Genomic DNA, 25974 nt, shown 5'->3' on the forward strand with positions numbered 1-25974 from the left:
AGCTTTGCAAGCTGGAGAAATATCACTAGCCATTTGTATGACTAGTTTTTGCAAAAGGTCTTTTAAAAAGATATAAAAAAGGATAATCTAACATTGATTATATCCATAAATAGCTTTGAAAAGGTTCTCACTAAAGATATTTCTATCAGCAACGAAATTATAGGCTAAGTCGTGATATAAATAACTTAGAGCTCAAAAACTGTAGTTGAATTATACACTTACCGTACCAATCATTAGCTTTAACACCATTTTGTATTAGTGCTTTTCGTTTTAGTACTACTTTTATTACTACTGTCTAAAATACTTATATCAGTAGTTTTGTTTAGTCTAGGATAGGTTATAAATAAATTCGTTATGACATTTTTTATATTGACAATAAATATTATTTACCATCAACGATATCAGATTACCATAACGAAAAGTGTATGAAGGTGTATATTGTTAACATATTTAAAATCTTTTTCGAAGACTTCTAACATATAAGAAGATGTTGAGCCACGCCACTGATAGATAGTTTGATCGACATTACCAAAAATCATAATAATAAGTGCATAAAAAACTGCTGAACTTGGTTTATATCATCAATAACTTATATGCGAATACAAAAAAACTTTGTTGGTAGATATAATACATCGTAAGTTATAGCTTTTTGATTTTCACATTCTTAATTCAATTGGTTAAAGATTTTGTCTAATAATTTTTTCTCTTTTGAATTTAAATCTTTTATTTTGCTATTACCCAAATATAAATCTGACTTTAGTAATGAAATATATTTTTAAAATGTTTCTATTCACTCACTATCAATAGCTTTGGTTATTTTAAATTATTTCTGATAAGTTTTTAGTAGTTTAACGATGATAGCATCCACTTTATGTTCCTTGAGAATTTATTAGCTTGGCAATTTCCGGTTTGAGAACTTTTTTAGACGAGCAGCAAAATCAAGATGGGCTTATTATACATAAAAAATAGGATTTTATTCTGAGCTACTTGATTATTAACCAGATACTTAAATTCGTTCTATCAAGTTTACGTTTTGTCACTACCTACTACTCTGAAACCAAACAAAGCGTATTACTGATATCATAATTAATGATTTTTTGCTGTTACTGCTGTATTAGTTATTATAATTTTTTTGCTCTCGGTTATTTATGTTGAGATTGATTATTAGTTAATAATCTTATTACTACCACATAACCAAATGTCAAAACCAGCCTGCTTACAGATATTAACTATTATTTTAACTATAATGCTAGCAGAGTTACACTCATATATTAAAATAGTTAAAGAAATCCTTTTTTTATTACTAAATATAAACAATGTAAAACCAATAATTATCATTATATACGAAAACACTGTCCTAATTATTTGTTGATATCATTTTGAAAACCTATAAAACAGTAACTAGAACTATTGCAGTCAAAATAACTGAAAATAGAGAATAAAAATAAACTTTTTTCTTCATCTTTTATTCCTAAAACTTTTTGCTTTATTATATAAGATATAATCATTTAAATTAAACTTATGTTATAATCTTAAACTAAGTTTATAAAATATGTTAGAAAAATTTTCATGACAACAGATCAAAGACTAGAGGTTGTTTTAGAAGCTCTCGATGACCTAAAAGGTATCAATATTCAAGCTATAGATGTAGAGCATCTAACGGATATGATGAATAAAATTGTAATTTCTACGGCATCATCAACGACTCATGCAAAAGCTTTAGCAAAAAAATTAGAACAAGAATTAAAAAACAATGATATTACCATACTAGGTATTGAAGGTGACAATAAATCTGACTGGGTTTTAGTAGACATCGGTGATATTGTTGTGCATATCATGCTTGAAAAAACTAGAAATTTATATGCTTTAGAAAAACTATGGGATATCAAAATGCACAGAGATAATTAATCATGAAGCTTGAGCTTTATTTAGAGCAGTGGCAACTCAAAAATTGACTACGGTCTTTCTGAGTATATTCCATACTATAAAAAAAAATGGCTAGAGAATAAATTATCATGCTTATCTTTATTACATCATGGTAAAACATGGCTAAAAAAGGTTTATCGTCATTGTAGCTACGTTAAACTATCTTAATCAGTCAAAACAGAGGTTAAAAGACTCAGAACAACTAGCAATATTGCATATATTTCTCTATGTGTTCGTGGTAAATATAAAGTAATAAAAAAACTTCAAAAACTAGGTTAGTTTATTGATGAATTAGCAGGTGGACATCAGTTTAGAGTTTTCACGAATAGCGCTCCTGTTTTAGAGCGTCCATTCTCTAAAAAAAAAACAGGTTTATGGTGGCAAGGTAAAAGCTCAATGCTAATTAATAAAGTCCACAGGATTCATTTTTTTTATCGGAGTCATCTATATAGTTTAAGCATGTATCAAACTTTGCCATATGCAATACAAAACTGGGAAGATGATTGATTCACGCAAGTGCATCTCATACTTAACTATAGAGAATAAAGGCGCTATAACTACTAGAACTTAGAAATAAAATTGGCACACGTATTTATGGTTGTGATGATTGTCAACTAGTCTGCCCTTTTGACAATGCTGCACCTATAACAAACAGAAAGAGATTTTTAACAGCGTGATTTTTTGGTAAATAAACCGCTTCTTGAACTACTAGTATTGTCACACCAACTGATTTTGATAAAAATATCCAATAATCAGCCATTAAGAGAAGTGGCTATGCTCTTGTGGATAAGAGATATTGCTATTGCAGTCGGTAACTCACTGTTTAGTCAAGTAAATCTCCAAGCTTTAGGAGCTAAAAATCTGAATTTATTGATAACCAATTGGTTTTAGAACACATCGATTGGGAGATTAGCAAATAAAAACTTCTAAGTTACACAGATAAAACATTGTGATTTATAAACAGTTTGTTAGAATTACTAGGAGAAAGTATTCATTATCTAAATAACAGGAGAAACTAAATAATGAAATTAACTAAGGCTTTACTTATAGTGCCACTAGTTGCTGGTACCTTAATCGCTACTTGTTTCGCAGCAACACCAGATAACCAAGATGATGTAAGCTATTCTGTTGGCTACACAATGGGACAAACATTGAAAAATCAAATGGGTCAAAACAATATTTCTATAGATAACCAAGAAATGGTCGATGGTCTAAAAGATGGTATCAATGGTAAAAAATCAAAACTAACTCCAGATCAAATGCAAAATGCTATGATTGAATTCCAAAAGCAAGCAATGGCTGCTCAAAAGAAATAGTTAAAGGAGTAAATATTATGTTGGCAAATAAAAAAATTTTAAAAGCCTTAGCTATAGCTGCTATTACAACAAGTTTAGTAGCTTGTTCAGATAGTTCTAGTAATGATAAGTATTCAACTACTGCTACTAGCTCTAGCTCTGGTTCTAGTATATCTACAACTAAAACAGCTTCTCCTGCTGATAAAACTAATGTTATAGCTAATGCAAGCTATACTATTGGTTATGGTATGGGCTCTAGCATAGCTGCTGATAAAAATATCAAAGTATTTCAGCTAAACAATGATAAAATTATAATTGGGTTTGAAGATGCGATAAGTGCTAAAAAGCCAGCTATTCCGCTGCAGAGTATCGCAAATAACGTGAACATGCTACGCAATAAGATGCAACAGCAAATGAATGAAAAAGCAGTAACCAGCTTTTTAAAATTAAAAGATAGTATCTATGACTCTGATCTAACTCCTAAGTCTGATGTTAAAAACCCAGCAGTAGTTGTTTATGAGTTCTTCGACTATCAGTGTATGTACTGTTCTAAGCTTATTCCTGAAATAGAAAAAATTATGAAAGATAATAGTGATGTTAAAGTAGTATTTACTGAGTTTCCAATATTTGGTCAAAAAGCACCTGCTTCTGAATATGCAGCAGAAGTTGGTACTGCTATTTATAAATTATATGGTTCTGATGCTTACATTAAATATCACAATGGCATTTTTGCTACAGGTGAAGACGAAGGTAGCTTAAAGAACTTAACTGTTGACAAAGTAGCTAAACAAGCTGGTGCAGATATGACTAAAGTTAAAAAAACTATACAAGATGATAAGATTGCAGATCATCTTAAAGCTACACTAGAAATGGGGTTTGATCAGCTTGGAATCCAAGGTACACCATTCTTAGTCATAGCTCCTGCTAAAGATGCTACAGTTGCTAATACTACTATAATTGGCGGTTACACTGCTGTTGCTGATATACAAGCTGCGATTAATAAAGCTAAATCTGCGACTACTGTTGCAACAACTAGTTCTGTCAACCAAACTGATACTAAACAAGCTCAGGAAAACATTGATACAGTTGTAACTGAGGCTCAAGCAACTTCAGGTAGCACAAATCGATTAGCACAAAACCAAGATGATGGTAGTGTTAAAGCTTAATAGTATTATATCTCTACTAAAACTTCAACTATCTTTAATAGAGTGTGAGTTTAGTCTTTATTTTAATAGCAATAAGCTGGTTTAGCATAGTCTAAGCTTTATTTTTTAGGTTGATAAAACATTTTAGACAAGCTTAATGAACTTATAATGAACTTTTTGATATTAAATCAAGTTATTTATCTGTTAAAATAAGCTATTTAAATTAATTATCTAGTATATGATGTTCGAAATTAGAAAAGGTAGTAAATATCTTATTTTCTTTGTGGTAATTTTTGTAGCATTACCATCATTTGCGATTGATACTTATATCCCTGCTTTTTACAATATCGCTAATTTCTTTAGCGTCAATGTCAATAAAGTAGCTATTAGTGTATCTACATATCTTGTCGGTTTTAGCTTTGGAATGTTTTTTGGGGGAGCTCTATCAGATAGATTTGGGCGTAAGAAGATCCTCACTATAGGTATGCTTGTATATATAGTTAGTACCATACTTTGTTCATTGACACATAGCTTTGACATATTGATATTAATGCGTTTTTTACAAGGATTGGGCGATTCCCCTGCTACTGTGGCCGCAATGGCAGTACTTAAAGATTGCTATAGAGGTCAAAAACTGATAAAAAAGATGGCTACAATGGTTATGGTGTTTATGCTAGCCCCAATAGTCGCACCAATTATTGGTAGTTTGATTGTATATATAACTGGTAGTTGGCAAGATATTTTCCATTTTCTAAGTATTTATGGAGTTATACTATTAATCTTAACATTGATAATGCCGGAAACTAATCCATCATACAAACGCTCAAAGAATCTAGCGATAAGTTTTAAGGCTTATTTAAATCATTTTATGAATATTCCTTTTATAATTGGTGCTTTGACTGGCAGTTTGTGCTTTGGTGCTTTATTTACCTTTATCATAGCCTCATCAAATTTAATTATCGGTTACTTTAATCTTGGTTATACACAATATTGTGTATTATTTGGCTTAAATATTTGTGGGGTAGTTTTTGCTAGTAATTATATTAGGAGAAAAGTAACTCATCTTAACCAAAGAAAATTAATCCTGAATGGCTATTATTTTGCAATTATTATAGTAATAGTAAATATTTTAAGTTCATATTTTTTAAATAATATCTATATTTTTATATTTCTAAATGCTTTAGTAACAATTGGACTAGCACTTGTAAACATAATTACAACATCAAAAGCTATTGATTTATTAAAAGAAGGCTTTGCAGCTGGCAATGGTGTGATAAGGCTAGTTAAATTTACAGTTGCAGGTATTGCTGGACTTCCTCTAAGTTTTTTATCAATATCAAAACTTATGATTGGTGTACCTACACAACAATTAGGTTTTATAGTTATTTCAATAAGTTTATTTTTTTTGATAAAAAAACAGACTTTTCCAAATCAGCACAATTAAAAGATTTTCTTGTGAGTATGACAATAAGGTAAAGTACCTATTTTATAATAGTCAAGGTGATAGTCTTCAGCGGCGTATGGCTTCATTAATTTAATCTCTGTAGCAATTTTGTAGCTCTTTTGTGCTAATATTTGTTTTAGATCTTCCGCAATTTGTTTTTGCTTATCATCATAGTAGAAAATATCAGATTTATATTGCTCTAACTAATATCAGGTCCTTGACCATCAGCCTGTTTAAAATCATGGATCTCAAAGAAATATTTAAGAACTTGTTGTAATGAAACCTTGCTAGTATCAAATATAACTCTGACGACCTTAATATAACCAGTATCACCTCCATAGTGTAATTAGGATATGGTTGACTACCACAGTAACCTGGCTGAAATACTACTCCTGATAGTTTTTCATATAATATTCAACTCCATAAAAACACCCTGCTGTAACAATAATCTCTTCGGTATTACTAAAATCTTCTACAGGTATAAAATCTACTGAGCAGAGTTAACACAGTAGCGAGTGTTTAACTTAGTAGCCTTCATCATGAAATATATGGCTAAGGGTGACCATCACAATTATTACACAAAATCTCAGTTCTTCTGCCATCGGCATCAGGAAGTTGTTTTACATTATTCTCAATATGTATATCGTAACTTGGCCAACCACAAGTTGAAATAAACTTGCTATCAGCTCTAAACAGTGGCGTGCCGCAATATACACGCCTTTTTGATCTAAATTATTAATCTACCTGTAAAAGTGTCTTTCTGTAGCTTTATTGATGATAATATCGTACTCATATTGCGTTAAGCTCTTGTTTTTTTTTTTAGCATTTTACTTACCTTATTACCTTGTTAAATAATTGTTAATAATTATGATATATAAACTTTATAAAAAGTATATTCTAATCTACAATTTCTAATTGTAAATCCCAAGGTCTTTTTTAACAGATTTAAGGAGTTAAAAATGAACCAACTCAAAATCATAAAATTGCTAGTGTTAGCGTTATTTATCATAGTAATATTAGCTATCGGATATTTTGTTGGTATGGTAACATCAATAAATATCCAAAGCTGGTTTATCTACCTAGAGAGTCCATTCTTTGTCCCACCTAATTGGATATTTGCACCAGTATGGGCGATCTTATATATTATGATTTCCATATCTGGTTGGTTAATATTTCAACAAGGGCAATTCAAGGAAAAAGCTTTTATAGTCTATGTAATGCAGTTAGGACTTAATTTTTTATGGAGCTTTGTATTTTCTGCTGGCATAATATTGATTTAGCGCTATTAGAGATGTCAATATTATGGATATTTGTTGCCTGGAATATTATAGTATTTAGATAAATAGATAATCTAGCTGGATATTTACTCATACCTTATCTGTTATGGGTAAGCTTTGCTTGGATATTTAACTTTAGTTACGCTGTACTTAATTGATCAATCTTTATCAGCTACTACTAAATGTAAATAATGCAGATGTTTATCATACTGATTGACTATATCAATAATTACCTACTCATTTGAGTAGCCAATAATATCATAATATTAACTACCTTGACCTAATAAAACTTTTACCCTATTATAAGAATCGATATCTGCTTTTGTTTGATACTAAGCATAACACTATAAACAAAGTCATCGCCGGATTTGATACTTATAATCAACTGGACATAATTATCACCTTTAGTAACTTCGCGCATTTATAGCAGTTTTTTTGCATTTTATTAGTGACCTCTAGCACTGCTGGAGTTACTGTCTATTATTGAAAATCAATATCTTGTGTTTTTGAGAGTTTAGCAGCTATAGCTACTAAGTGTTTATCTGCTTTGAAATATAAACAACTGTAGAGTGTGTTTGGATACTTTTTGATTCTTAGGTAATCTAATCTTAGTGCCTTTGTCAATGAAATAGCTATCAAAAATAAGATAAACAGAAGCGGAAGGGCACTAATAATAGTTGCTGATTGCTATCAATAACTAATGCTTGGCAGAAATTTATCAAATCTTGACCATTCAATCGTAACAATTTACAGTCATCCATAACAATGTAAAACCTACTGGTATAAACAAAATACCTATTATTAAATAGGCGTATTGTCATATCTTTAGAAACTTTGGCTATAAATATTCCGACAAATGGTGATCAAGCTATACACCAGCACCAATAAAATAGTGTCCACTTTTTCAACCATTGTTGGTTGTTTTGATTATAGGCATATAGATTAAAAGTCTGATTAACAATAGTGCTTTAGATAATAGCCAATATTTTAGATATAATCATGTATTAGTCCAGCTTTAATATTAACAGAAATAAGATAAAAGCTAACAGCAAAATAGCTAGTAAAATATTTAAAATTACTTAAAGCTTTGATATCTCATTAAGGTCCTAAAGCTACAAATATAGTCGCAAGTGCGACAATTATTATGATATACAGAACTTGGATGTTTTGTGTATCAGCAAATACCGTTAAAAAACTTATACCAGAACTTACTTATATACGCACTAAAACCTGATGAGGTCCGCAAAACCCAAAATAGGGTACCCAATATCGCAAATATATCAATAGCATGACCAATTACACCATAGATTTTATCACTTAAAATTTGATAAAGTACCGAGCGTGGTAATAGTGATTCATGTCTATATGCAAAATATGCCAAAGATAAGCCAACTACAGCATATACAGACCAAGAGCTTCTATCCCTCAATGGAAGAAAGTTATATTCGTCACCTGTTTTACCATTTCTAAATTATCTCTTGAAAGATTAGGTGGAGTTAGAAAATAATTAGTGGCTTAGCAACACACCATAAAACATCAAACTAATTTTCATATCTGCAGAAATAGCATCGCAAACTATGGATATTTATATACTCTGGTAGTTCATGATCTTGACCGAGATTGATATCTCCAAAACAACTAAACATCAAAACCAAACATAAGTAAACAAAGATACTCATTGCCAAAATTATATACCCAACCAAACTTTTCTAGGATTAAACTTTAGATAACTTGAGTATTATTGGCAAAAGCCAATAGGCACTAAGATTCCCAATAATGATAATATACTTGCTAAAACAATAGCAGGATAAAATACCTATGCTGTATAGGCATCTTTTTCTCTTTACATAATATACTCTAGAAATTTTTTAGTAATATATCTACCTTAACATTTCTGACTAGTTATAGCAAAAATACACATTAAATCTATTTAAAAACACTCAGCTAAAAATCATACAATAACTAGCAAAATTGTTAGCTAATCAATTTAATTAAAAATATTAGCCAAAAAATCTATAAAGAAATAAAAAAACTTCATAGTTTTCAGGGACGAAAAAATCACAATATTATGTCGTTGAAGGACTTAGATGTGCTCAAGAAACACTCAAAAAACTAGTGCAACAACCTATCGCGATCTTAGTAACTGAGAAAGCTAATAGTCCAAGTTATGCCCTAGATAAAAAGTATACTGTTACCAAGAAAGATTTTGAAGTACTATATCAAACACAAAATCCACACCAAATTTCAAGAGCTTAGATTTAATGATGATTTTTCCTAGTACTCGATAGGCTCCAAGATTCTGGTAATATCGGTACAATTCTACGAACTGTTATAGCTGTAGGCTTTAAAGAAGTAACTTTAATTTAACCCTAAAGCAATCAGAGCTGGTATGGGGGCACAATTTAGCCTCAAATTTGGATATCTTGAAAATCTTGTTGAGCTAAAAAACATAGTAAAAATACAGCAGCGCAAGCTATGGCTGACTACGCCACATCAGGGTATATAATGTTATGCTAAGGAATTTAAACTTGCTAATAGCATTTTAGTTTTTGGTGAGGAAGCTAATGGTATCCAAGATTTTATGTAGTTAAAAAAACTATGATACCAACACTTAGTAATATAAAATTGCTAAATGTAGCTCAAGCTGCAACGGTCTATATATTTTAGTGTTTAAGACAAAAACTAATAAATTAGCTTTATTTTTAGTTATATTATTTTTTTGCAATAATTTTCAGCAAAAATAGGCTTTATAATTTTTTATTAAATTAAAGAACTAATATCATCAATCTCAAAACTGTTATATTTATCAAAAATTTCGACTAGCTCTGTAGGTATTTTGGTAGGTTTACCCTTTTGAGCATTTACCATAACCCATAGTGTATCTGCTTTGCATAATAATGCTTTGTCTGATTTTCTATAGATATGATATTTTCTAAATGTAGAAGTCTTAGTAATACTTTCTACCCATGTAACCGCTGCGATATCATCACCTAAGAAACCTTGTGATAGATACTCTATAGTATGCTTTCTAACAAACCATGTAAGTCCTTGAGACTTTGTCAGTTCAAAGATACCATTAGCCTTTACATGCGCGATAGCTACATTCTGCATCCATTGTAGATAGACAATATTATTTAGATGCTTGTTTAGATCTATATGCTCAGGCAATACTTGAGTAGACAGGACAAAGTATTTTAACTGCTGATTCATTTCTCACCTAAAAAATCAAGCAAGTTACTATAATCACCTATCTGTCGACCATCTATGAAAATTAATAGTGTATGTAAATTATATTTTGCTTTGAAGGCATCTGTCTCAGCACGAGTTTTTAGATGATTATCTTCAAAACTCCAGCATTTTTGTTCAAAAAGCGCCTCCGCCTTTAGACCATACGGACAAATTTTCTCTGGTTTAACCATGTGATATAAGACTATATTTTCAAATTGATTTGTCATTTTTTTATAAATCTAAATACTGTATATTTGATAATGTTAAGTATACCACCTAGAAATATGAACTCATATACAAAAAAAAATAAGCCATGTGTACAAGTATTTATAAATAAAAATTGATTATAAAATAGAGGTAAGATCTATAGATTTCTCTATTAATATTGCTTTTGAAAATGGTTGTGATTGTGTAGGAGTTGAGAATACTACAAATGTTATTATTGTATGCAGACTAGATTCCTACATAGCAACTTGGTACATCTATAGCTAGGATATATTTTGAGTTTTGATTTATAGTTTTAACAACTCTAAGACATCACCACTTAAATCTCTATCCAGACCAATATCAAATATGCCATCTATAACGACATCATAATTACTAATGTTAATTTCTTGTAGATGATTTTTTAGATTTGAGAATTTAGTATAGTAATTTTTATTACTTTGATTAGTTAAAATCCTATAAATATCAATGTTATAGCCTTTATTGTAGAGTTTGATAGCTGCAGCAATACCATTGTTTTCTATACCAAACTACCACTAAAATTTTATTTTGCCTACTAAATTTTGAAAATAAGCTTAACAATCTCATCAGAGGCATTTTTGATTAGATTTAAACCTTGGGAAATAGCATACTCTTCAATTTGGCGATTTTGTTTAAATGTCAGAAAGTCCATGATAATTCAACCTATACCACTAAATGTATCTCTATAATAAATAAACAATATTTACTCTCAACATAAATCAACTATAAACAACCATATTTATATAAGTTAAACTTATATATTATTATAAAACTAATGCAATAATAGTCACATAAACTTAAAAACTAAAAAATTCAAAAGGTTCTTTCTATATTTTTATTTTGCACTATTTATCGTAAAAATAGATACTACTTCAGCGATGATCACCTTTAGGCAATATTCAGCCAAAAAATTAAATTGTGAATGCTTGTTGCCAGCAATTAGACCAACTTGAATCCTAGCTGCAACTTTATTACAAATCTCAAGGTAAATCATCAGTTACTTTTAGTTATTTATTTAGTTTTAGTATCTTGGAATAAAATGGAATTAATTCTATCTCCAAACTCAACAAATTTTGAGCCTGTAAATGGTGTCGCTATAAATATATTTATCAATATTTTCAAACTGTAACTTATCCTGTACACTTACAAACCAATATACCACCAAACTATGCGATATAAATGTTCTTGGGGATATTTTGTACAGCTTGGCAAAGTTTATTGTAACTGCGACATCAATAGTTACAAAAGTAGTTGGTAAATCCACAACTATATATATTATTAATAATCCTGTTTTAAAAAACTTGCGCATATCTTTGCCATTTTTGATAGAATTATGCGCTAAAACTATAACTTTATCTTTGTTTTATATATATATTTTATAAATAAAACCATTATATCCTTTAAGATAATTATTCGTCTCTGTTAAAGTCTTACACTAGTTTTGACTTTGATGGCTGTTTAGCTTCAACTCCATTTTGAAACTAATCGAGTCTGTTAAAAGTATATAACCCATTTGGAGCAGTTAATGCCTGCTTGACAGCAACAATATTACCAGTACCACCAATCCAACTAGCTGATAATGCCGAGAAACCTTCCTAAGCATCTGTTGATATATATTCCAATAGTTTAGATACATTATCACAAATGCGATCATAATACTTATGCTTGCACCAAAAATGTAATAAAGTAGCTTGTGTGTATATAAGCCTAATCACCATGCATGCAGATATCATAGCGAATTAGCATCAAAAATAGCTATAATCGGTAATATTAAATTTTGTAGTTGTGATCTTGTCTGAATTATCTCGGTCGATTTAGTATCCCAAAAACCACAAGTTGATAACAATACAATTACAAAATAAATAATCGCAATAGTTGGAAAAATATTCAAATAATTTTGACTTAGATTTATTGAAATCAATACAATTACACTACATAGCAAAAGTATGATGAAATATAAGATAGCTAAGTAGTTAATCATAGTTATAATTCTTTGGTAGAAAAAGGCAGTTATTTGATTATAATTGTATATTAATTTTAGTCTTTTAGAAAATTATCAATATCTGGGATTAAATCTTCTGGAATAGTTTTAGGTGCATATCTTACGACAGTTTCACCATCTTTTGATATTAAAAACTTAGTGAAATTCCATTTGATCCTTTCTGTACCAAGCACGCCTTTTGCTCTTTCTTTGAGATACTCAAATAATGGCTCAGCATCTTTACCATTTACTTTAGTTTTTTTCATAATTGGAAATGTGACATTATAGTTAGTTTCACAAAAGTTTTTAATATCTTCATCACTACCAGGTTCTTGACCACCAAATGAATTACAAGGAAATGCAACAATCTCTAAATCTGGATATATTTTATGCAGATGTTGTAAACCACGATACTGCTTAGTAAAGCCACACTTACTTGCAACATTAACTATCAAAAGCACTTTATCTTTTGGTAGATGATATTCTGAACCATCATTCGCAGTTAACTTAAAATCATAAATAGACATGTTAATTTTACCTCTTATATACTTTTTATTAAAAACTTTGATATGTTGGTTGTAAATTTTTGCTATTTAGAATATCAAAAATCTCAGCAACTAACTTTAGAGAAACATTATACTGTATCGCAAACGATGTGCGTGGATTTGCTAGTGATTGATCTTTAATTAGATCATAATTTGGTAAATTTTGATTTTTCTCAAGCTTTAACATTTTATCTCTCAAGCCATGACGCTCAGCAATTAGTTGTATAATTTGCTCTGATCAGCATTCATAATTTTAGCCTTATGTAGCTCTATTGAAGATTTAGTGGCATTATTTTGTGCCATTGCAAATGCTGAACTATAAAAAGCAAGGCAAAGTGCCATTATAAGGTATTTTTTCATATATTCAGTTTTTAAGCTCTAGTTTAAATAATATAATGTTTTATAAAAATTTTTAAAACCCATAATAGTATAATAAATCTTACTATATTGTTTAAAACAAAAAAGCTACTTTACATATTCAAATTCGAAAATAATAACCAATATACCACTAGCTCTATCATCAAACCTAAGCTTTGGAAATTATTTAACTGGTTAATATTTTGTGCTTTTAGTATTAGTTTTAAACTCTTATCTAAATGCGCAAATATTTTTATTAGCTTTTATTTTGTGATTTTAGTTGCCTTAGCTATCAAGCTGTATCTAATGAATAAACTATCACCATTAAACTTTACAACTTATATTGTAGTTTTTCTACTAATTTTTATCTTATGTGAATATAATCTCTTAGAGATTGTCTTATTTAAAATCATTTTAAATAAGCAATATAAACTATCAGCATTTACTTACAACACCAGTGATTTTTATTGGTGCATTTATGCAATATTGTCTTTACTACAAAAATCCAAGTTGCTCCACAACTGTTCTTTAGTGAAGATTTTATTCAATAGGTTGCTAACTACATTGACAAAACACCACAAAAAGCTCTTATTATTATCTTGGTGGCTTATATTTTGTAATATTTGGCTATGTGTGTCCGTACCAGTAATTATTAATTTTATCTATGCGATGGCTAATAGGTGTAATAGCTGTAAGAATCACAGTTTATAATAAAATCATAGTACTTCAGCTCTAGCAAAAGATTTTAGTTTTGCTATTTTTTTGTTTGTTATTATCTTAAAATAAAAGCAGCTTTTGCAGCATTTAAATTCATAATAACTATATTTGCAAAAGAGAGATTATTTTTAGATAAGCTTTTATATTATTAATAATATAAAGCTCGCCACTATGAGCAGTAATTGGTATCGAAAAAATCTTATCTTTCACTGTATTTCTCTCCTTTTAAATTTTAAAATGACTATTGACACTTTGTTTGAGTTTGATAGCTGATTCAAGCTTGTAGCTGCTAATATGCTTTACTGAGCTCTGCTTGGCTTCTGACTAAACCAACATTATCCCACATTAGTTGGCGTGTCTGATTTAGTTGTTGTAAATAATCACTACTTGAGTTAAATAATTCTAGTCTAAGAATGTATTATCTCACTAATACCGCCCACAACTATAGTGTGTAGCTTGGAGATACTGGGATTCCATTAAGCTGGATTGATTATTAATTATCTCATAAATTAAATGGAAATTTTTGCTACCATTGATTGTATTTAGACGTGTAGCATTAAACTAGCCTGCATATGTCTAGCTAGCAACAATATTTCTAGGATATGATAAATCTTTTGGCTGATGAACTGACTTCATAATTCTGATACCTTTTCTAGTCTCTAGAACAGCACCACTGCCACTGATAGCTTTTGAGATCAAAAGAGATACTACATTTTGAGCAAAAAAATAAGTATGATAAAATTAAGTAAACTCTAGATTATCAAGCTGGTAACCAATATCATATGCCATAACGTCGCACTGCCACTATCAGCTGCAGCATTAGTCACATACTTTATATAATCCTGAGGCATCACCTGAAGCGAATATTACTTTCTTAAAATAATTATTTAGTAACTTGACATTTTACTATCATAGATATACAGACCAATACTTTTGTTATCTTTTTTTATTAGCTCTATAACATTATTTTCGGCATGAAGTTATCAAGGTTCTTATATGAGCTTGTAGTAACTGCTCTACCGGCATAGTCTTATCCTCGCTTGCGAATACACTCCTTCAAGATGGGAGCACTTGAGTAATACTCTCAAAGCTTTGAAGCTTACCACTAGCAATATATGTGTCATTAATATGATCCTCAACGCTATATCACTAAAAACTATGGCGGCAATGCCACCTTGAGCATATGCACTATAGCACAGTGATTAATTTTTGATCATAGATAATCGCCATATCTAAATATATTACTAACTTTATAACGGCATCTATCCAATGTTAAACCACCACCTACTATAGCTACATCATGCTTTTTTTATAATCATATCTACAACTGAATCTGCAGCGATAAATCTATTGCTTTTATATGTTTAGTAATTATCCCAACAGAAATAAAATCAACATCAGTTTTAGCAATAGCAATTATAGATTTACTGTCTATATCTCCAGAGACTTCTAATGCTACTTTGCCTCTAGCGACGCTCACGGCTGTATCAATATCTGCACTGCTAAAATTATCAAGCATTACAATATCTGCTCTAGCAGCTATCGCTTGATTTAATTCATCTAAGTTTGTAACTTCGACTTCAACAATTTTACTACTATCTGATTTTTTTGCCTTAGCAACAGCTTTGGCAATACCACCAGCTGAGCGAATATGATTTTCTTTGATTAAATAAGCATCAAATAAACCAATACGATGATTAAAACCACCACCACACCTAACCGCATATTTTTGTGCTAAGCGAAATCCTGGGATAGTCTTGCGTGTATCAAGTAGCTTTGTCTTATACTGAGAAATTAATTTGACTAGTTTATTTGTCGCTGTAGCAGTAGCAGAAAGCATTTGTACAAAATTTAACATCGTTCTTTCTGCTGTTAAGATGCTTCGAGCATTACCCTTAAGTTCAAAAATTTTTGCATTAGCTGGTACTCTTTGAGCATCGTTATATAACCAAGTTATCTGTATACTTTTATCAAGCTGATTAATTACTTCATTAGCAAAATCTTGACCACATAAGATCATGTCTTCTCTAGTTATACAAAATGCTACAGTATCAACATTTTCAGCTAGCTGTGCTGTTATATCTCCAGTTGCTACATCTTCTGCTAAAGCCTCTCTAACTAACCTTGTGATAACAATATCTGAAACTCTACTAATTTGATTAGTATTTAGCATCACATCAGACATACTATTTCCTAAAAATTTATCATTCTATTTAATGGGGTAAGCGCCTTTTGTCGCACCTCTTTATCAATAAATATCTCATTAGTCTGATTGATTAAGCATTCTTTTAAATTTTTAAGTTGATTTAGCTTCATCCATGGACATTTCGCACATGATTGACAAGTTGCGCCACGACCAGCAGTAGGTGCTGGAATAAACTCTTTATGTGGAGATAGCTGTTTCATTTTATAGAATACACCAGTATCTGTAGCAACAATAAATTTTGCATTGTTAAGCTTTTGGCTTGCTGCTATTAATTGAGATGTTGAACCAACTACGTCAGCTCTGTTGATAATCTCTGCCGGAGATTCAGGATGTACTAAAACTGCAGCATCTTGATGCTCAAGCATTAAATCATCTAGAGCTTGAACTTTAAACTCTTCATGCACAATACAACTACCATTATATAGTACCATATCTGCACCAGTTTGCTTAGCAATCCAATCACCAAAAAATCTATCTGGCCCCCAAAGAATTTTTTTACCTTGCTTATGCAAATAAGAACAAATATCCAAAGCATTTGAAGAAGTAACAGTCCAATCAGCTAAGGCTTTAATCTCTGCGGAAGTATTGACATATACAACAACTTCTCTATCAGGGTAAGCTGCTAGAAATCTTTCAAATTCACCATTATTACAACTTAAATCTAATGAGCATTCAGCTTCTAAAGTTGGCATTAGTACTTTTTTTTCAGGACTAAGAACCTTTGCAGAATCACCCATAAACCTAACACCTGCAACTACTAGAGTATCACGGTTACTTTCTAAACCAAACTTAGCCATAGCAAGTGAATCACCGACAAATCCATCAGTTTTCTCAGCTAGTTCTTGAATTTCTGCATCAACATAATAATGTACTACTAAACAAGCATTATTCTGTTCTAATAACTCTTGAATTTCCTGCATATATTTTTGTTTTTCAGTATCTTTTATTTTCAAACTAGGTAAATTTTGTCTAGCTTGTGATATTTTATCTTTTATAAGTTTTTGATTTAACATCCAAATGTTCTCCTTAGCTTTTAATTTTGGATATTTTCTTCGAAATATTTACATAATTGCTCTAATGACTTACTAAAATCATCATTAACCAACTGATAATCATATCTATCAGCATGAGAAACTTCTGATTGTGCTTGCTTCATACGATAATCTATAGTTTCTTTAGAATCTGTATTTCTTTTTTCTAGGCGTTTTTTTAACTCATCTAATGATGGTGGTAATATAAACATACTCTTAGCTCTATCACCATAAATAGCGCGTGTCTGTTGCGCACCTTGCCAGTCAATCTCAAGGATAATATTCTTACCAGCTACAAGCAATCTATCAATCTCAGCCTTTGATGTACCATAATAGTTTTTGAAAACTTTAGCATATTCGATAAAGCCATCTTGACTAAGCAGTTGTTCAAATTCAGCAATTGTCACAAAGTGATACTCTCTACCATTAACCTCGCCAGCACGAGGCTCTCTAGTAGTATGAGATATTGCTACAGCGAAGTTGTCTTTGCCTACTTCAGTTGCTAAAAAAGCTTTTAATAAAGAACTTTTACCAGCACCAGATGGTGCAGAAACTATAAAGATATAATTATTCATTTGTAAAATTATAATTAAATAGTTAATTCGATGAATTATACAACTTTAGAGTGGTAAATAAAATAATTTCCTAGAAATTAACTATTTGGAAAAAATTTAATAAGCTTATTGTACAGTAAGATTTAATTTTTTACCTGCAACCCAGACCTTTTTAAGGTGATTTATCACTTTTGGTGAAAGGTTAGATGGTAAATCAACTAATGTATAATCTTTTTGAATAGAGATATTACAGATATGCTTACTATCAATATTACCTTCATTAGCTATAGCTCCGACGATATTTCTAGGTTGAACATCATTATCACGACCAACATCTAACTTATAAGTAGTTAAGTCAATATTTAAAGTATGATACGGTTTTCTATCTGCTCTAGCAAAACTTCTAGCTCTATTACCTTGCTCATTTCTACGTTCAAATCTTTCACTTTTTCTACCATCTCTAGAATTTCTATTATCACGGGATGGCTTTTCTTCTTTAGCTTGAATCTCTTTTGGGAAGAAAGTTTTCTTACCTTGCGCTAATAGCGCAAGTACAGCCAAAAGCTCATTTGAATCAAGCTCTAACTGCTCACGAATCTCAGTAATAATTTCTTTATATTTATCTAAAGATTTATTTTTATCTAATGCTGAGATTATTCTAGCTTTAAAGTGTTCTACCCTACTTTGGGCTAAATCTTTGGCACTTGGCATAAATACTTCTTGGATTGGCGAGCCTGTAAATCTCTCAAGAGTACGCAAGAATCTCATTTCTTTGAGTGGCACTAAAGAAATTGATGTACCTTCACGCCCTGCTCTACCTGTACGCCCAATTCTATGTACATAAGTATCTGTATCATTAGGCATATCATAGTTAATCACATGGCTAATACGCTCAAGATCTATACCTCTAGCTACTACATCTGTAGCAACGAGGATATCTGATTTAGCACTTCTAAATTGATCAACAATATATTCACGCTGTGATTGTTGCATATCACCATTTATAGCGGCTACTTTGTAGCCAAGCACCTTTAAGTTATCCGCAACTTCGATAGTGCTATTTTTAGTTTTAACAAATATAATAACACCATCAGTTTCTTCTGTCTCAAGCAATCTATCTAAAGCATCTATCTTTCTAAAGCCTTTGATAACGATAAATTTTTGTGTCACTGTGTTGGCAGTTTTTGTCTTAGCCTTTACTTGTATCTTACAAGGATTTCTTAGGTACTCTTCAATAATGTTAGCAATATCAGTTGGGATTGTTGCTGAGAAAAGTAATCTTTGGCACTGATCAGAAATATGACTTAAGACAAATCTAACATCATTAATAAAGCCCATTCTAAGCATTTCATCAGCTTCATCTAAAACTAGTGCTCTTAGGTTATCAAGCTCTAGCGTACCTTTTTCAATATGATCCATGACACGCCCTGTAGTACCCACCACTACTTTTACCCCTCTTTTAAGTGCTCTAATTTGTGAACCATATTCTTGGCCACCATAGATACAAGCAACATCTAAATTTGGTACATTTTCTGCAAATGCTTCAAATTGCTCTGCAACTTGAATAGCTAACTCTCTAGTAGGAGCTAACACCAAAACTTGTGGCGATTTATCTTTAGATTTTAAATCAATTTTATTTATCAATGGTAATGCAAATGCTGCAGTTTTACCTGTACCCGTTTGTGCTTGTCCTAGCACATCTCTACCCGATAATATATATGGAATAGCATACTGTTGAATTGGTGTAGGATTTTCATATCCTAATTTAATAACAGTATCTACAATATCTTTACTCAGCCCAAGCTGATTAAAATCTTTTTTAGTCTCAGAATTCATTTTTGTCCGTAAAATTTTGTATGATAAACTTATTCAATTAATTTGAAAACTAGAGGAATTAAAATTATCCTCTAGATGTAATTTCTAATAGGTGGTAACCAAATTGAGTCTGTACTGGGCCATGAACTTTATGTAATTCATTGTTGAACACAACTCTATCAAACTCAGGAACCATTTTTCCTTGAGAGAAAGTCCCTAGATCACCGCCTCTAGCTCCAGATGGACACAGAGAATACTTTTTAGCTGCTTCTTCAAAAGTTATTTTACCTTCAGTTATATCTTTTTTGATTTGTTGACATTCAGATTCTGATTGTACTAGCAAATGTCTAGCTGAAGCTTTCATAACTATAGTTCCTTATTTTTTTAACTTAACTATTACGCTATTAATGTTACATTATTTAGTAGAAATATACAACTTTTTTAAAGAGTGGCTATTTGCCTAAATTACGCAATTTTTTACCTGAGATAAGGTTATCTTCTATTTTCTCTAAGCTAACACCTTTTGTTTCAGGAACAAAAAGATTTAAGAATATTATTGCAGTGATACAGAAAAGAGCATAACTAACAAATATCATAGGTTTACCCCAAATTCCTGCTCTCATTATCACATTTGAGTATGCTACAACTATCCATACGAATGTCCAGTTAACAATAGTTGTAATAGTCATACCAAATTCACGCACATTTTGTGGAAATATCTCAGAACATAAAATCCAAGCAACCGGCCCCCATGAGCATGCAAAACCAAAAATATATAATAGGCATGCAATCAATAATACATACTTAGGTAATTTTGAGCTTACACCAACTACGTCAATCGCATAGAAGCATATGGCTACAACTAAAAGAGCCATTGCCATGATTATAGCTCCAACAGTTAGGAGCTTTTTTCTACCCCATTTCTCAACCCAACGAATTGCTGGGAATGTAGATAAAAAGTTAACAAAAAATACTGCTAAACCAGCTAAGATAATATTTAAACCAGCTCCTTCTAAAAAGCTTGGTGCATAATATATCATCGCATTGATACCAACTAATTGTTGGAACATCTGAATTACTACACCGACTATAAGTATTTTCCAGAAAAAGCCCTTGCTTAATATTTGTTTAACAGAGTGTGATTTTTGATGATTTAATTGACTTATTTTTTGTATTTCTTTGTCAATTTGGTCTCGATTTCTTAATCTTTTAAATACTTCTCTAGCCTCACCTTCTCTATCTTTCATCATCAACCATCTTGGACTCTTAGGTAAAAAGAAACAACAAATAAACATCAATGCTGCAAAGATAGTAATAACACTAAACATCAAAGTCAATGATACTTTAGTATGACCAGCTAACTCAACTATGGCAACATTTACCAAACAAATTAAAAATATACCAAACGTAATCATTAACTGGAATAATGAAGACATTGATCCTCTTATTTCTTTTGGAGCTGTCTCTGCTAGATATAATGGTGTTGCAAATGAAGCTAAGCCAACTCCAAAGCCAAGAATAAACCTACATGCTGTAAGTATATTTAGTGGTGGTAAAAGTGAAGAAACTAATGCTCCAATAAGGAATGAGAACCCTGCTATTAATAGAGTATTTTTTCTACCAAAATAACGGGTGAAAAAACCACTACAAATTGTACCTAAAATACCGCCATAAGCTAAGATAGCGTTAAATTTACCTTCTGTAATACTCCCTGGAGCAATATTATAAATATGATCAAGTGTTTTACCTGCATTTGCAATAAATCCTTGATCTAGTCCAAATAGCAAACCACCTAATGCTGCTATTGTAGCAATTAAATATACTATTATTTTATATTCTTTTTGTGCTTCCATATTCTCCCACCATTTATTTATAGATTAGTTAATTAGCGACCGATTTTTGCTAAAGATTTGCCAGCGATGAGGTTGTTTCAATTTCCTCTAATGAAACATCCTTAGTTTCAGGAACAAAAAACTTAACAAATAATATACAAACTATACAAGGTATAGCAAAACCAAAGGTAAATAACAAACAAAATATCAAAGCAGTCCATTGTAATGTTTGTGATAAAACCATTAATTGGTCATAAACAAAGTATGTCTTAAAGATAAAGCTAACAACGATACATGAGGTTATCACTAAGCTTAATCCAAAGTACAAAATTGGCTTGCGCCAAAATTTATCGACATACTTAATCGCCAAAATGGTTGTCAGCATATTAATTAAACCAATCACTATTGTTGATGTCAAATGATTAGTATGAAGCAATCCCTATCGCAATACCTAAAATAAATCTTGTAATAAAAATTTGATATTTGGGTGCCAAAATTCCCACTTTTCTAAAAATAGGAAAAGTAGCTGCTGTAATTAAAAGTACTTTTATACATCCATACTGCTTTGATAAAAACCCACTAAATAACGCTATACAAGCAGCTCCAAGCAGCAATACACATGAGACATGACCACTTTGCTCAATACTTAAATCAAATGTTTCTGATATGAAATGCAGAGAGCCGTTAACATAACCAATATCCATACCAAAAAGTAACCAAGCAAGTGCTACTATTATAGCCACGCGAATGACTACAATTTTTTTTTTATTTTGCATACAAAAACTCCCACATTAATTTAGCTAATAGTTCCAGCATTCATGATATACTATACTCAAAATACAAAACAACTATTTTTGATTTTAAATGAATGTTTAAGCTATAATATTACAGTTCAAATTCTTGCATTGTCATGAGAATATTTTGAATAATGAGTGGTTTTTGGTATCATCTCATAGGCTTAATAGACCATGGCAAGGTCAGTCTAAAGAGACTTTAAAAATACTCTCCCAGAGTACGATAACAAGTGTTATATTTATCAGACTAATACTCCATCTAATGGAGAAATTAATCATGAATTTAAAGAAACTTTTTTATTTGAGAATGATTTTTCTGCTTTATCTAAAGAAAATAGACAAAAACCTTGAGATAAATGATGATTTATTTCAGCTATATCAATGTGTACAAGTTTTTGAGAATAAAGGCTTTATTATGAGTTGTTCCAACCATCATGGGTATCTTGGTTTGTGATTTCTTACCAACAGAAGCTCAAAAATAACATCAAATATAATTGGAATACTTTCAAAAACATAAATCAATTATACTGCTTGATTATGTAAATCGCTAGATTATTGAGGAAGATAGAATTCACAATTATGATTGGTTAATTGTTATACCGTTTTGGCAACATGTCCTTATGAGGCTTTTATTGCTTCTAAAATTTAAGTGCTTATATTAAGTATTGTTAGTAAAATAATATAAACTCTTTGATACTTCTTATTCCATACTCTATGGGCTGGTATGGCTCAATAAAACATAGTGCGACTATACTAGCAACTTCATGCATACTTCTATCCGCTCTCTACTCCAGTTCAGCAACAGTTAAGAAATTTATGGTTAGTTTTGATATGCTTGGAGAATGCAAAGAGATATTATTCCAGAATTAGAGCACCATTTAAAAGAGAGTTATAATTATGATGGACTATATCAAAGACAATTTAACCAATCGTTTTACTATACTTTATAACAAAACTCCTGAGGTATTTTTTCGCCAGGTCGAGTCAATATAATTGGTGAGCACACCACCGACTATAACAATTTTTTTGTAATGCCATTTGCTATCAATAAAGGTACTTTTATATCTATAGCAACTAGGGATAATAACATTATCAATGTATATAGTGAAAATCTTGATGATTATGCATCTTTTGATATAAATGAAATTATGCAAGGACTAGCTAATACTTGGCAAAACTATATAAAAAGGAACTATATCATCAAGCAAGATTTCTGTAGTTATATTAAAGGAGCAGATATTTATATTTTGAGTGATTTGTCTTTTGATATTGATCTTTCATAATATGCTTCACTAAATACTGCTCTAGCTTATGCTTATAATGAAATCTATCAACTAAACATCTCTAAGCTTGATCTTGCTAAGATTGCTCAAAAGTAGAGCATCAATACATTGGCAAAAAATGTGGGCTTATGGATCATATCTTGTTTGTTTTCACAGCAAAATGCTGCATGATTGATACATCCCTTTTGAGCTTGATAATCTATCAGTGCTAATTTGTGATACTAATATTAAGCATAATTTAGCATACTATACTTACAATAAGCGCCGCCAAATTTGTGAAAATATTGCTAATATTTCATAAGATAAAATCTCTGCATGAGCTGGATATACAAAAATTAGAGCATACAAAAAAGTCAACTTCTCTGAAGAAGATTATAATATTAAGTATACATCTATTTATAGAAAATCAAAGGGTTAAAGAAGCTACTAAAGTAATGGTAGTTAAAGATTGACAAAAGCAATAAGCTATATATCAGTTGCATAATTCACTAAAAAATTGATTATAAGGTCAGCTGTGATGTAGTTAAGTTATCTCAAAACTTTGATGGAGTTTATGGTACTAGAATGACTGGTGGTTTTGGTGGTTCGACAATACATCGTTTACCTACCAAGCTTCTAAAAGACTACACTAGCTACTTACAGAAAGAATATTTTGAAAAGTTAAATATAAAACAAGTATTTTATATTTCAAAAGCTTGTCAAGGTACTCATATAATTTAAAATATTTTTCTAACTTTTTTAGTAGATTATTTTTTTTTCTTGCTGTGTAAATGGTTTATATTAATATTCCCCGATACAAGAGCTGGCCAAGGTGGATCATTTTCGAAACGCAATACTACATGTAGGTGCATTTGTTTAACAACATTACCTATAGTAGCTATATTTAATTTATCGACATTGTATTCTTTAAATATAAATCTAGATAGTTTATTGATAATAGTATTTTTGTATTGGACATGATCATCAATCTGACACTACTCTGTTTTATCTGTAAAAGGTACAACTATAAACCAACGTACGATAAAGTTATTCATTACTAGAATTTTACAGTCTAGGTGTTTACCAAACTTCAAAAGTATCAGCTACTAAGCGAGGATCTAATTTAAACATTAAAAAATCTCCTTATTTTTTCTAAATCTTGCGGTGTATCAACACCTGCTGGGGTTGATTTAGATGATTGAGCTATTGCAATCTTATAGCCATTATATATAACTCTAAGTTGCTCTAATGATTCGTATTTCTCAATTGGTGAAACTGTAAGTTCAGCATAATGCTTTAGAAAAGCCACTCGATATGTATATATACCAATATGTCTAAAAAACTCTGAAGTATTAACTTGCTGATTCTCGGAAAAACCCCTCTCAAAAGGAATAGATGCTCTACTAAAATATAAAGCATAATTATTCTTATCAAAAACTACTTTAACATTGTTAGGATTATAAATATCTTCTACATCAGTGATTTTTTCACACAATGTCGAGACTACTGCTTCTGGTTTATCTATCAATAACTGTGCTGCCTGCTCGATATTCTCAAAAGGTATCAAAGGCTCGTCACCTTGGACATTTACAACAATATCTTCATCAGCAAAACCTAATTTACTAACGGCTTCTACTATTCTATCTGTACCTGTCTCATGATTAGCTCTTGTCAAAACTACTTTTGCACCAAAGCTCTCAGCTACATCTTTTATTTCTTGTGAATCTGTAGCTATTATTATACTATCAAATTTTGATTTGGCTACTTGTTCATAAACTCTCTGGATCATTGGCTTACCAGCAATATTAGCTAGCGTCTTATTTGGTAGACGAGTTGATTTAAGCCTTGCTGGAATTACAATATGGATATTAGCCATATTTTTTCACCTCTTCAAGAGTTAGCTTTTTGGCTTCTTCAACTAACATTACTGGAATATTCTCGCGAATTGGATAAGCTAATTTATCCGCTTTACATACTAAAACTTGATTCTCTTTATCATAATGTAAATTTGATTTGCAAATTGGACAAACCAAAACATTTAAAACTGAATGATCCACTATATCACCTCTATTATAAATTCATATTTATCTGCTACTTGCTCTGCTTTGACAAGTATATAATCATTTACCTTACACCATTGGTGGTGTCATGCATAGTACCATGATCAATACAAACTACTTTTAATTGCTTCCATGGCTGCATAGCTCTCAGAGCATTCTATGTTTTGATAACAGGTATCCGACAAAAAAAAAGCCTTTCTAAGTTTATCTGCTGTATTTAGTGTATATAGCACTTCTCTAAAATCTCATCAGCTGGCAT

Annotated in this window: 18 protein-coding genes and 12 pseudogenes; 9 read left to right on the forward strand and 21 right to left on the reverse strand. The window is 30.8% G+C overall.

Annotation, left to right across the window (positions count from 1 at the left end; all coding sequences use genetic code 11):
• The first annotated feature begins 1569 nt into the window (after nucleotides 1-1569).
• Nucleotides 1570-1908: a ribosome silencing factor gene (rsfS, locus tag FSC845_RS05065; RefSeq protein ID WP_064460986.1), complete on the forward strand. Its 339-nt coding sequence runs from the start codon at nucleotides 1570-1572 to the stop codon at nucleotides 1906-1908.
• Between the two features lie 628 nt (nucleotides 1909-2536).
• On the opposite strand, the gene FSC845_RS08190 is transcribed toward rsfS, so the two are convergent.
• Nucleotides 2537-2686 (reverse strand): hypothetical protein, encoded by a 150-nt coding sequence (locus FSC845_RS08190; protein ID WP_158506402.1) that lies wholly within the window; start codon nucleotides 2684-2686, stop codon nucleotides 2537-2539.
• 262 nt (nucleotides 2687-2948) lie between these two features.
• On the opposite strand from FSC845_RS08190, the gene fipA reads away from it, so the two are divergent.
• From fipA to FSC845_RS05080, 3 genes are all read left to right on the forward strand, one after another.
• On the forward strand, nucleotides 2949-3242 hold the full coding sequence (fipA, locus tag FSC845_RS05070) for an infectivity potentiator lipoprotein FipA (RefSeq protein WP_064460987.1): 294 nt from the start codon (nucleotides 2949-2951) through the stop codon (nucleotides 3240-3242).
• A gap of 20 nt (nucleotides 3243-3262) precedes the next feature.
• Nucleotides 3263-4387 (forward strand): thioredoxin domain-containing protein, encoded by a 1125-nt coding sequence (locus tag FSC845_RS05075; RefSeq protein ID WP_144416533.1) that lies wholly within the window; start codon nucleotides 3263-3265, stop codon nucleotides 4385-4387.
• A gap of 220 nt (nucleotides 4388-4607) precedes the next feature.
• On the forward strand, nucleotides 4608-5810 hold the full coding sequence (locus FSC845_RS05080) for an MFS transporter (RefSeq protein ID WP_064460989.1): 1203 nt from the start codon (nucleotides 4608-4610) through the stop codon (nucleotides 5808-5810).
• Here FSC845_RS05080 and FSC845_RS07360 read toward each other — a convergent pair.
• A pseudogene (locus FSC845_RS07360) lies at nucleotides 5807-6592 on the reverse strand (peptide-methionine (S)-S-oxide reductase). The gene FSC845_RS05080 and the pseudogene FSC845_RS07360 sit on opposite strands and share 4 nt — an antisense overlap.
• Before the next feature lie 177 nt (nucleotides 6593-6769).
• On the opposite strand from FSC845_RS07360, the pseudogene FSC845_RS05085 reads away from it, so the two are divergent.
• Nucleotides 6770-7245: pseudogene (locus tag FSC845_RS05085) on the forward strand (TspO/MBR family protein).
• 1016 nt (nucleotides 7246-8261) lie between these two features.
• Here the strand turns inward: FSC845_RS05085 and FSC845_RS08925 are convergent.
• On the reverse strand, nucleotides 8262-8516 hold the full coding sequence (locus tag FSC845_RS08925) for a BCCT family transporter (RefSeq protein WP_227806659.1): 255 nt from the start codon (nucleotides 8514-8516) through the stop codon (nucleotides 8262-8264).
• A gap of 112 nt (nucleotides 8517-8628) precedes the next feature.
• Nucleotides 8629-8766: a BCCT family transporter gene (locus tag FSC845_RS10110; protein ID WP_227806660.1), complete on the reverse strand. Its 138-nt coding sequence runs from the start codon at nucleotides 8764-8766 to the stop codon at nucleotides 8629-8631.
• A 311-nt stretch (nucleotides 8767-9077) separates the two neighbouring features.
• On the opposite strand from FSC845_RS10110, the pseudogene FSC845_RS05095 reads away from it, so the two are divergent.
• Nucleotides 9078-9754 (forward strand): annotated as a pseudogene (locus FSC845_RS05095) (TrmH family RNA methyltransferase).
• A 93-nt stretch (nucleotides 9755-9847) separates the two neighbouring features.
• Here FSC845_RS05095 and FSC845_RS05100 read toward each other — a convergent pair.
• The 6 genes and pseudogenes from FSC845_RS05100 to FSC845_RS05120 form a co-directional block, all read right to left on the reverse strand.
• Nucleotides 9848-10297: an acyl-CoA thioesterase gene (locus FSC845_RS05100; RefSeq protein ID WP_064460990.1), complete on the reverse strand. Its 450-nt coding sequence runs from the start codon at nucleotides 10295-10297 to the stop codon at nucleotides 9848-9850.
• Nucleotides 10294-10542, reverse strand: coding sequence for a hypothetical protein (locus FSC845_RS05105; RefSeq protein ID WP_064460991.1), 249 nt, complete (start codon nucleotides 10540-10542; stop codon nucleotides 10294-10296). The genes FSC845_RS05100 and FSC845_RS05105 overlap by 4 nt, the downstream gene beginning before the upstream one ends.
• A 244-nt stretch (nucleotides 10543-10786) precedes the next feature.
• Nucleotides 10787-11213: pseudogene (locus FSC845_RS07370) on the reverse strand (NAD(P)H-hydrate epimerase); the annotation flags it as partial.
• A gap of 192 nt (nucleotides 11214-11405) precedes the next feature.
• A pseudogene (locus tag FSC845_RS09735) lies at nucleotides 11406-11870 on the reverse strand (hypothetical protein); the annotation flags it as partial.
• A gap of 728 nt (nucleotides 11871-12598) precedes the next feature.
• Nucleotides 12599-13069, reverse strand: a complete 471-nt coding sequence (locus tag FSC845_RS05115) for a glutathione peroxidase (protein ID WP_064460993.1) — start codon at nucleotides 13067-13069, stop codon at nucleotides 12599-12601.
• A 28-nt stretch (nucleotides 13070-13097) separates the two neighbouring features.
• Nucleotides 13098-13447: pseudogene (locus FSC845_RS05120) on the reverse strand (chorismate mutase).
• An 84-nt stretch (nucleotides 13448-13531) separates the two neighbouring features.
• On the opposite strand from FSC845_RS05120, the pseudogene FSC845_RS07385 reads away from it, so the two are divergent.
• A pseudogene (locus FSC845_RS07385) lies at nucleotides 13532-13995 on the forward strand (hypothetical protein).
• Nucleotides 13996-14453: 458 nt separating this feature from the next.
• On the opposite strand, the pseudogene FSC845_RS10115 reads toward FSC845_RS07385, so the two are convergent.
• The 8 genes and pseudogenes from FSC845_RS10115 to FSC845_RS05155 all read right to left on the reverse strand — a co-directional run.
• Nucleotides 14454-15452 (reverse strand): annotated as a pseudogene (locus FSC845_RS10115) (FAD-binding protein); the annotation flags it as partial.
• 30 nt (nucleotides 15453-15482) lie between these two features.
• A complete protein-coding gene (gene nadC / locus FSC845_RS05125) occupies nucleotides 15483-16346 on the reverse strand; it encodes a carboxylating nicotinate-nucleotide diphosphorylase (protein ID WP_064460994.1) in 864 nt (287 codons plus the stop codon).
• Between the two features lie 8 nt (nucleotides 16347-16354).
• Nucleotides 16355-17380, reverse strand: a complete 1026-nt coding sequence (nadA, locus tag FSC845_RS05130) for a quinolinate synthase NadA (protein ID WP_064460995.1) — start codon at nucleotides 17378-17380, stop codon at nucleotides 16355-16357.
• Between the two features lie 20 nt (nucleotides 17381-17400).
• On the reverse strand, nucleotides 17401-17973 hold the full coding sequence (gmk, locus tag FSC845_RS05135) for a guanylate kinase (RefSeq protein ID WP_064460996.1): 573 nt from the start codon (nucleotides 17971-17973) through the stop codon (nucleotides 17401-17403).
• Nucleotides 17974-18078: 105 nt separating this feature from the next.
• Nucleotides 18079-19788 (reverse strand): DEAD/DEAH box helicase, encoded by a 1710-nt coding sequence (locus FSC845_RS05140; protein ID WP_064460997.1) that lies wholly within the window; start codon nucleotides 19786-19788, stop codon nucleotides 18079-18081.
• A 64-nt stretch (nucleotides 19789-19852) separates the two neighbouring features.
• Nucleotides 19853-20131 carry a peptidylprolyl isomerase gene (locus FSC845_RS05145; RefSeq protein ID WP_064460998.1) on the reverse strand — a complete coding sequence of 93 codons (279 nt, stop codon included), beginning with the start codon at nucleotides 20129-20131 and terminating at the stop codon, nucleotides 19853-19855.
• An 88-nt stretch (nucleotides 20132-20219) separates the two neighbouring features.
• Nucleotides 20220-21620: a sugar porter family MFS transporter gene (locus tag FSC845_RS05150; RefSeq protein WP_064460999.1), complete on the reverse strand. Its 1401-nt coding sequence runs from the start codon at nucleotides 21618-21620 to the stop codon at nucleotides 20220-20222.
• A 32-nt stretch (nucleotides 21621-21652) separates the two neighbouring features.
• Nucleotides 21653-22375, reverse strand: a pseudogene (locus tag FSC845_RS05155) (MFS transporter).
• A gap of 103 nt (nucleotides 22376-22478) precedes the next feature.
• On the opposite strand from FSC845_RS05155, the pseudogene galT reads away from it, so the two are divergent.
• Nucleotides 22479-23343: pseudogene (gene galT, locus FSC845_RS07395) on the forward strand (galactose-1-phosphate uridylyltransferase).
• Nucleotides 23291-24396, forward strand: a pseudogene (locus FSC845_RS05160) (galactokinase). Before galT ends, FSC845_RS05160 begins: the two co-directional pseudogenes overlap by 53 nt.
• On the opposite strand, the pseudogene FSC845_RS07400 reads toward FSC845_RS05160, so the two are convergent.
• The 3 genes and pseudogenes from FSC845_RS07400 to FSC845_RS05170 all read right to left on the reverse strand — a co-directional run.
• Nucleotides 24395-24786 (reverse strand): annotated as a pseudogene (locus tag FSC845_RS07400) (HIT domain-containing protein); the annotation flags it as partial. The pseudogenes FSC845_RS05160 and FSC845_RS07400 overlap by 2 nt on opposite strands.
• On the reverse strand, nucleotides 24779-25531 hold the full coding sequence (gene kdsB, locus FSC845_RS05165) for a 3-deoxy-manno-octulosonate cytidylyltransferase (protein WP_064461000.1): 753 nt from the start codon (nucleotides 25529-25531) through the stop codon (nucleotides 24779-24781). The pseudogene FSC845_RS07400 and the gene kdsB, both read right to left, overlap by 8 nt.
• The gene (locus tag FSC845_RS05170; RefSeq protein WP_064461001.1) at nucleotides 25524-25712 is read right to left on the reverse strand and encodes a Trm112 family protein; all 189 of its coding nucleotides are present in this window, start codon (nucleotides 25710-25712) and stop codon (nucleotides 25524-25526) included. Before FSC845_RS05170 ends, kdsB begins: the two co-directional genes overlap by 8 nt.
• Nucleotides 25713-25974 lie beyond the last annotated feature (262 nt).

It is taken from the genome of Francisella persica ATCC VR-331 (genome assembly GCF_001653955.1).
Taxonomy (GTDB): domain Bacteria; phylum Pseudomonadota; class Gammaproteobacteria; order Francisellales; family Francisellaceae; genus Francisella; species Francisella persica.

Coding starts and splice junctions, on each gene's coding strand:
- rsfS (WP_064460986.1), top strand. CDS start 1,570: ATGACAACAGATCAAAGACTAGAGGTTGTTTTAGAAGCTCTCGATGAC.
- FSC845_RS08190 (WP_158506402.1), bottom strand. CDS start 2,686: ATGGCTGATTATTGGATATTTTTATCAAAATCAGTTGGTGTGACAATA.
- fipA (WP_064460987.1), top strand. CDS start 2,949: ATGAAATTAACTAAGGCTTTACTTATAGTGCCACTAGTTGCTGGTACC.
- FSC845_RS05080 (WP_064460989.1), top strand. CDS start 4,608: ATGTTCGAAATTAGAAAAGGTAGTAAATATCTTATTTTCTTTGTGGTA.
- FSC845_RS10110 (WP_227806660.1), bottom strand. CDS start 8,766: ATGAGTATCTTTGTTTACTTATGTTTGGTTTTGATGTTTAGTTGTTTT.
- FSC845_RS05100 (WP_064460990.1), bottom strand. CDS start 10,297: ATGAATCAGCAGTTAAAATACTTTGTCCTGTCTACTCAAGTATTGCCT.
- FSC845_RS05105 (WP_064460991.1), bottom strand. CDS start 10,542: ATGACAAATCAATTTGAAAATATAGTCTTATATCACATGGTTAAACCA.
- FSC845_RS05115 (WP_064460993.1), bottom strand. CDS start 13,069: ATGTCTATTTATGATTTTAAGTTAACTGCGAATGATGGTTCAGAATAT.
- nadC (WP_064460994.1), bottom strand. CDS start 16,346: ATGTCTGATGTGATGCTAAATACTAATCAAATTAGTAGAGTTTCAGAT.
- nadA (WP_064460995.1), bottom strand. CDS start 17,380: ATGTTAAATCAAAAACTTATAAAAGATAAAATATCACAAGCTAGACAA.
- gmk (WP_064460996.1), bottom strand. CDS start 17,973: ATGAATAATTATATCTTTATAGTTTCTGCACCATCTGGTGCTGGTAAA.
- FSC845_RS05140 (WP_064460997.1), bottom strand. CDS start 19,788: ATGAATTCTGAGACTAAAAAAGATTTTAATCAGCTTGGGCTGAGTAAA.
- FSC845_RS05145 (WP_064460998.1), bottom strand. CDS start 20,131: ATGAAAGCTTCAGCTAGACATTTGCTAGTACAATCAGAATCTGAATGT.
- FSC845_RS05150 (WP_064460999.1), bottom strand. CDS start 21,620: ATGGAAGCACAAAAAGAATATAAAATAATAGTATATTTAATTGCTACA.
- kdsB (WP_064461000.1), bottom strand. CDS start 25,531: ATGGCTAATATCCATATTGTAATTCCAGCAAGGCTTAAATCAACTCGT.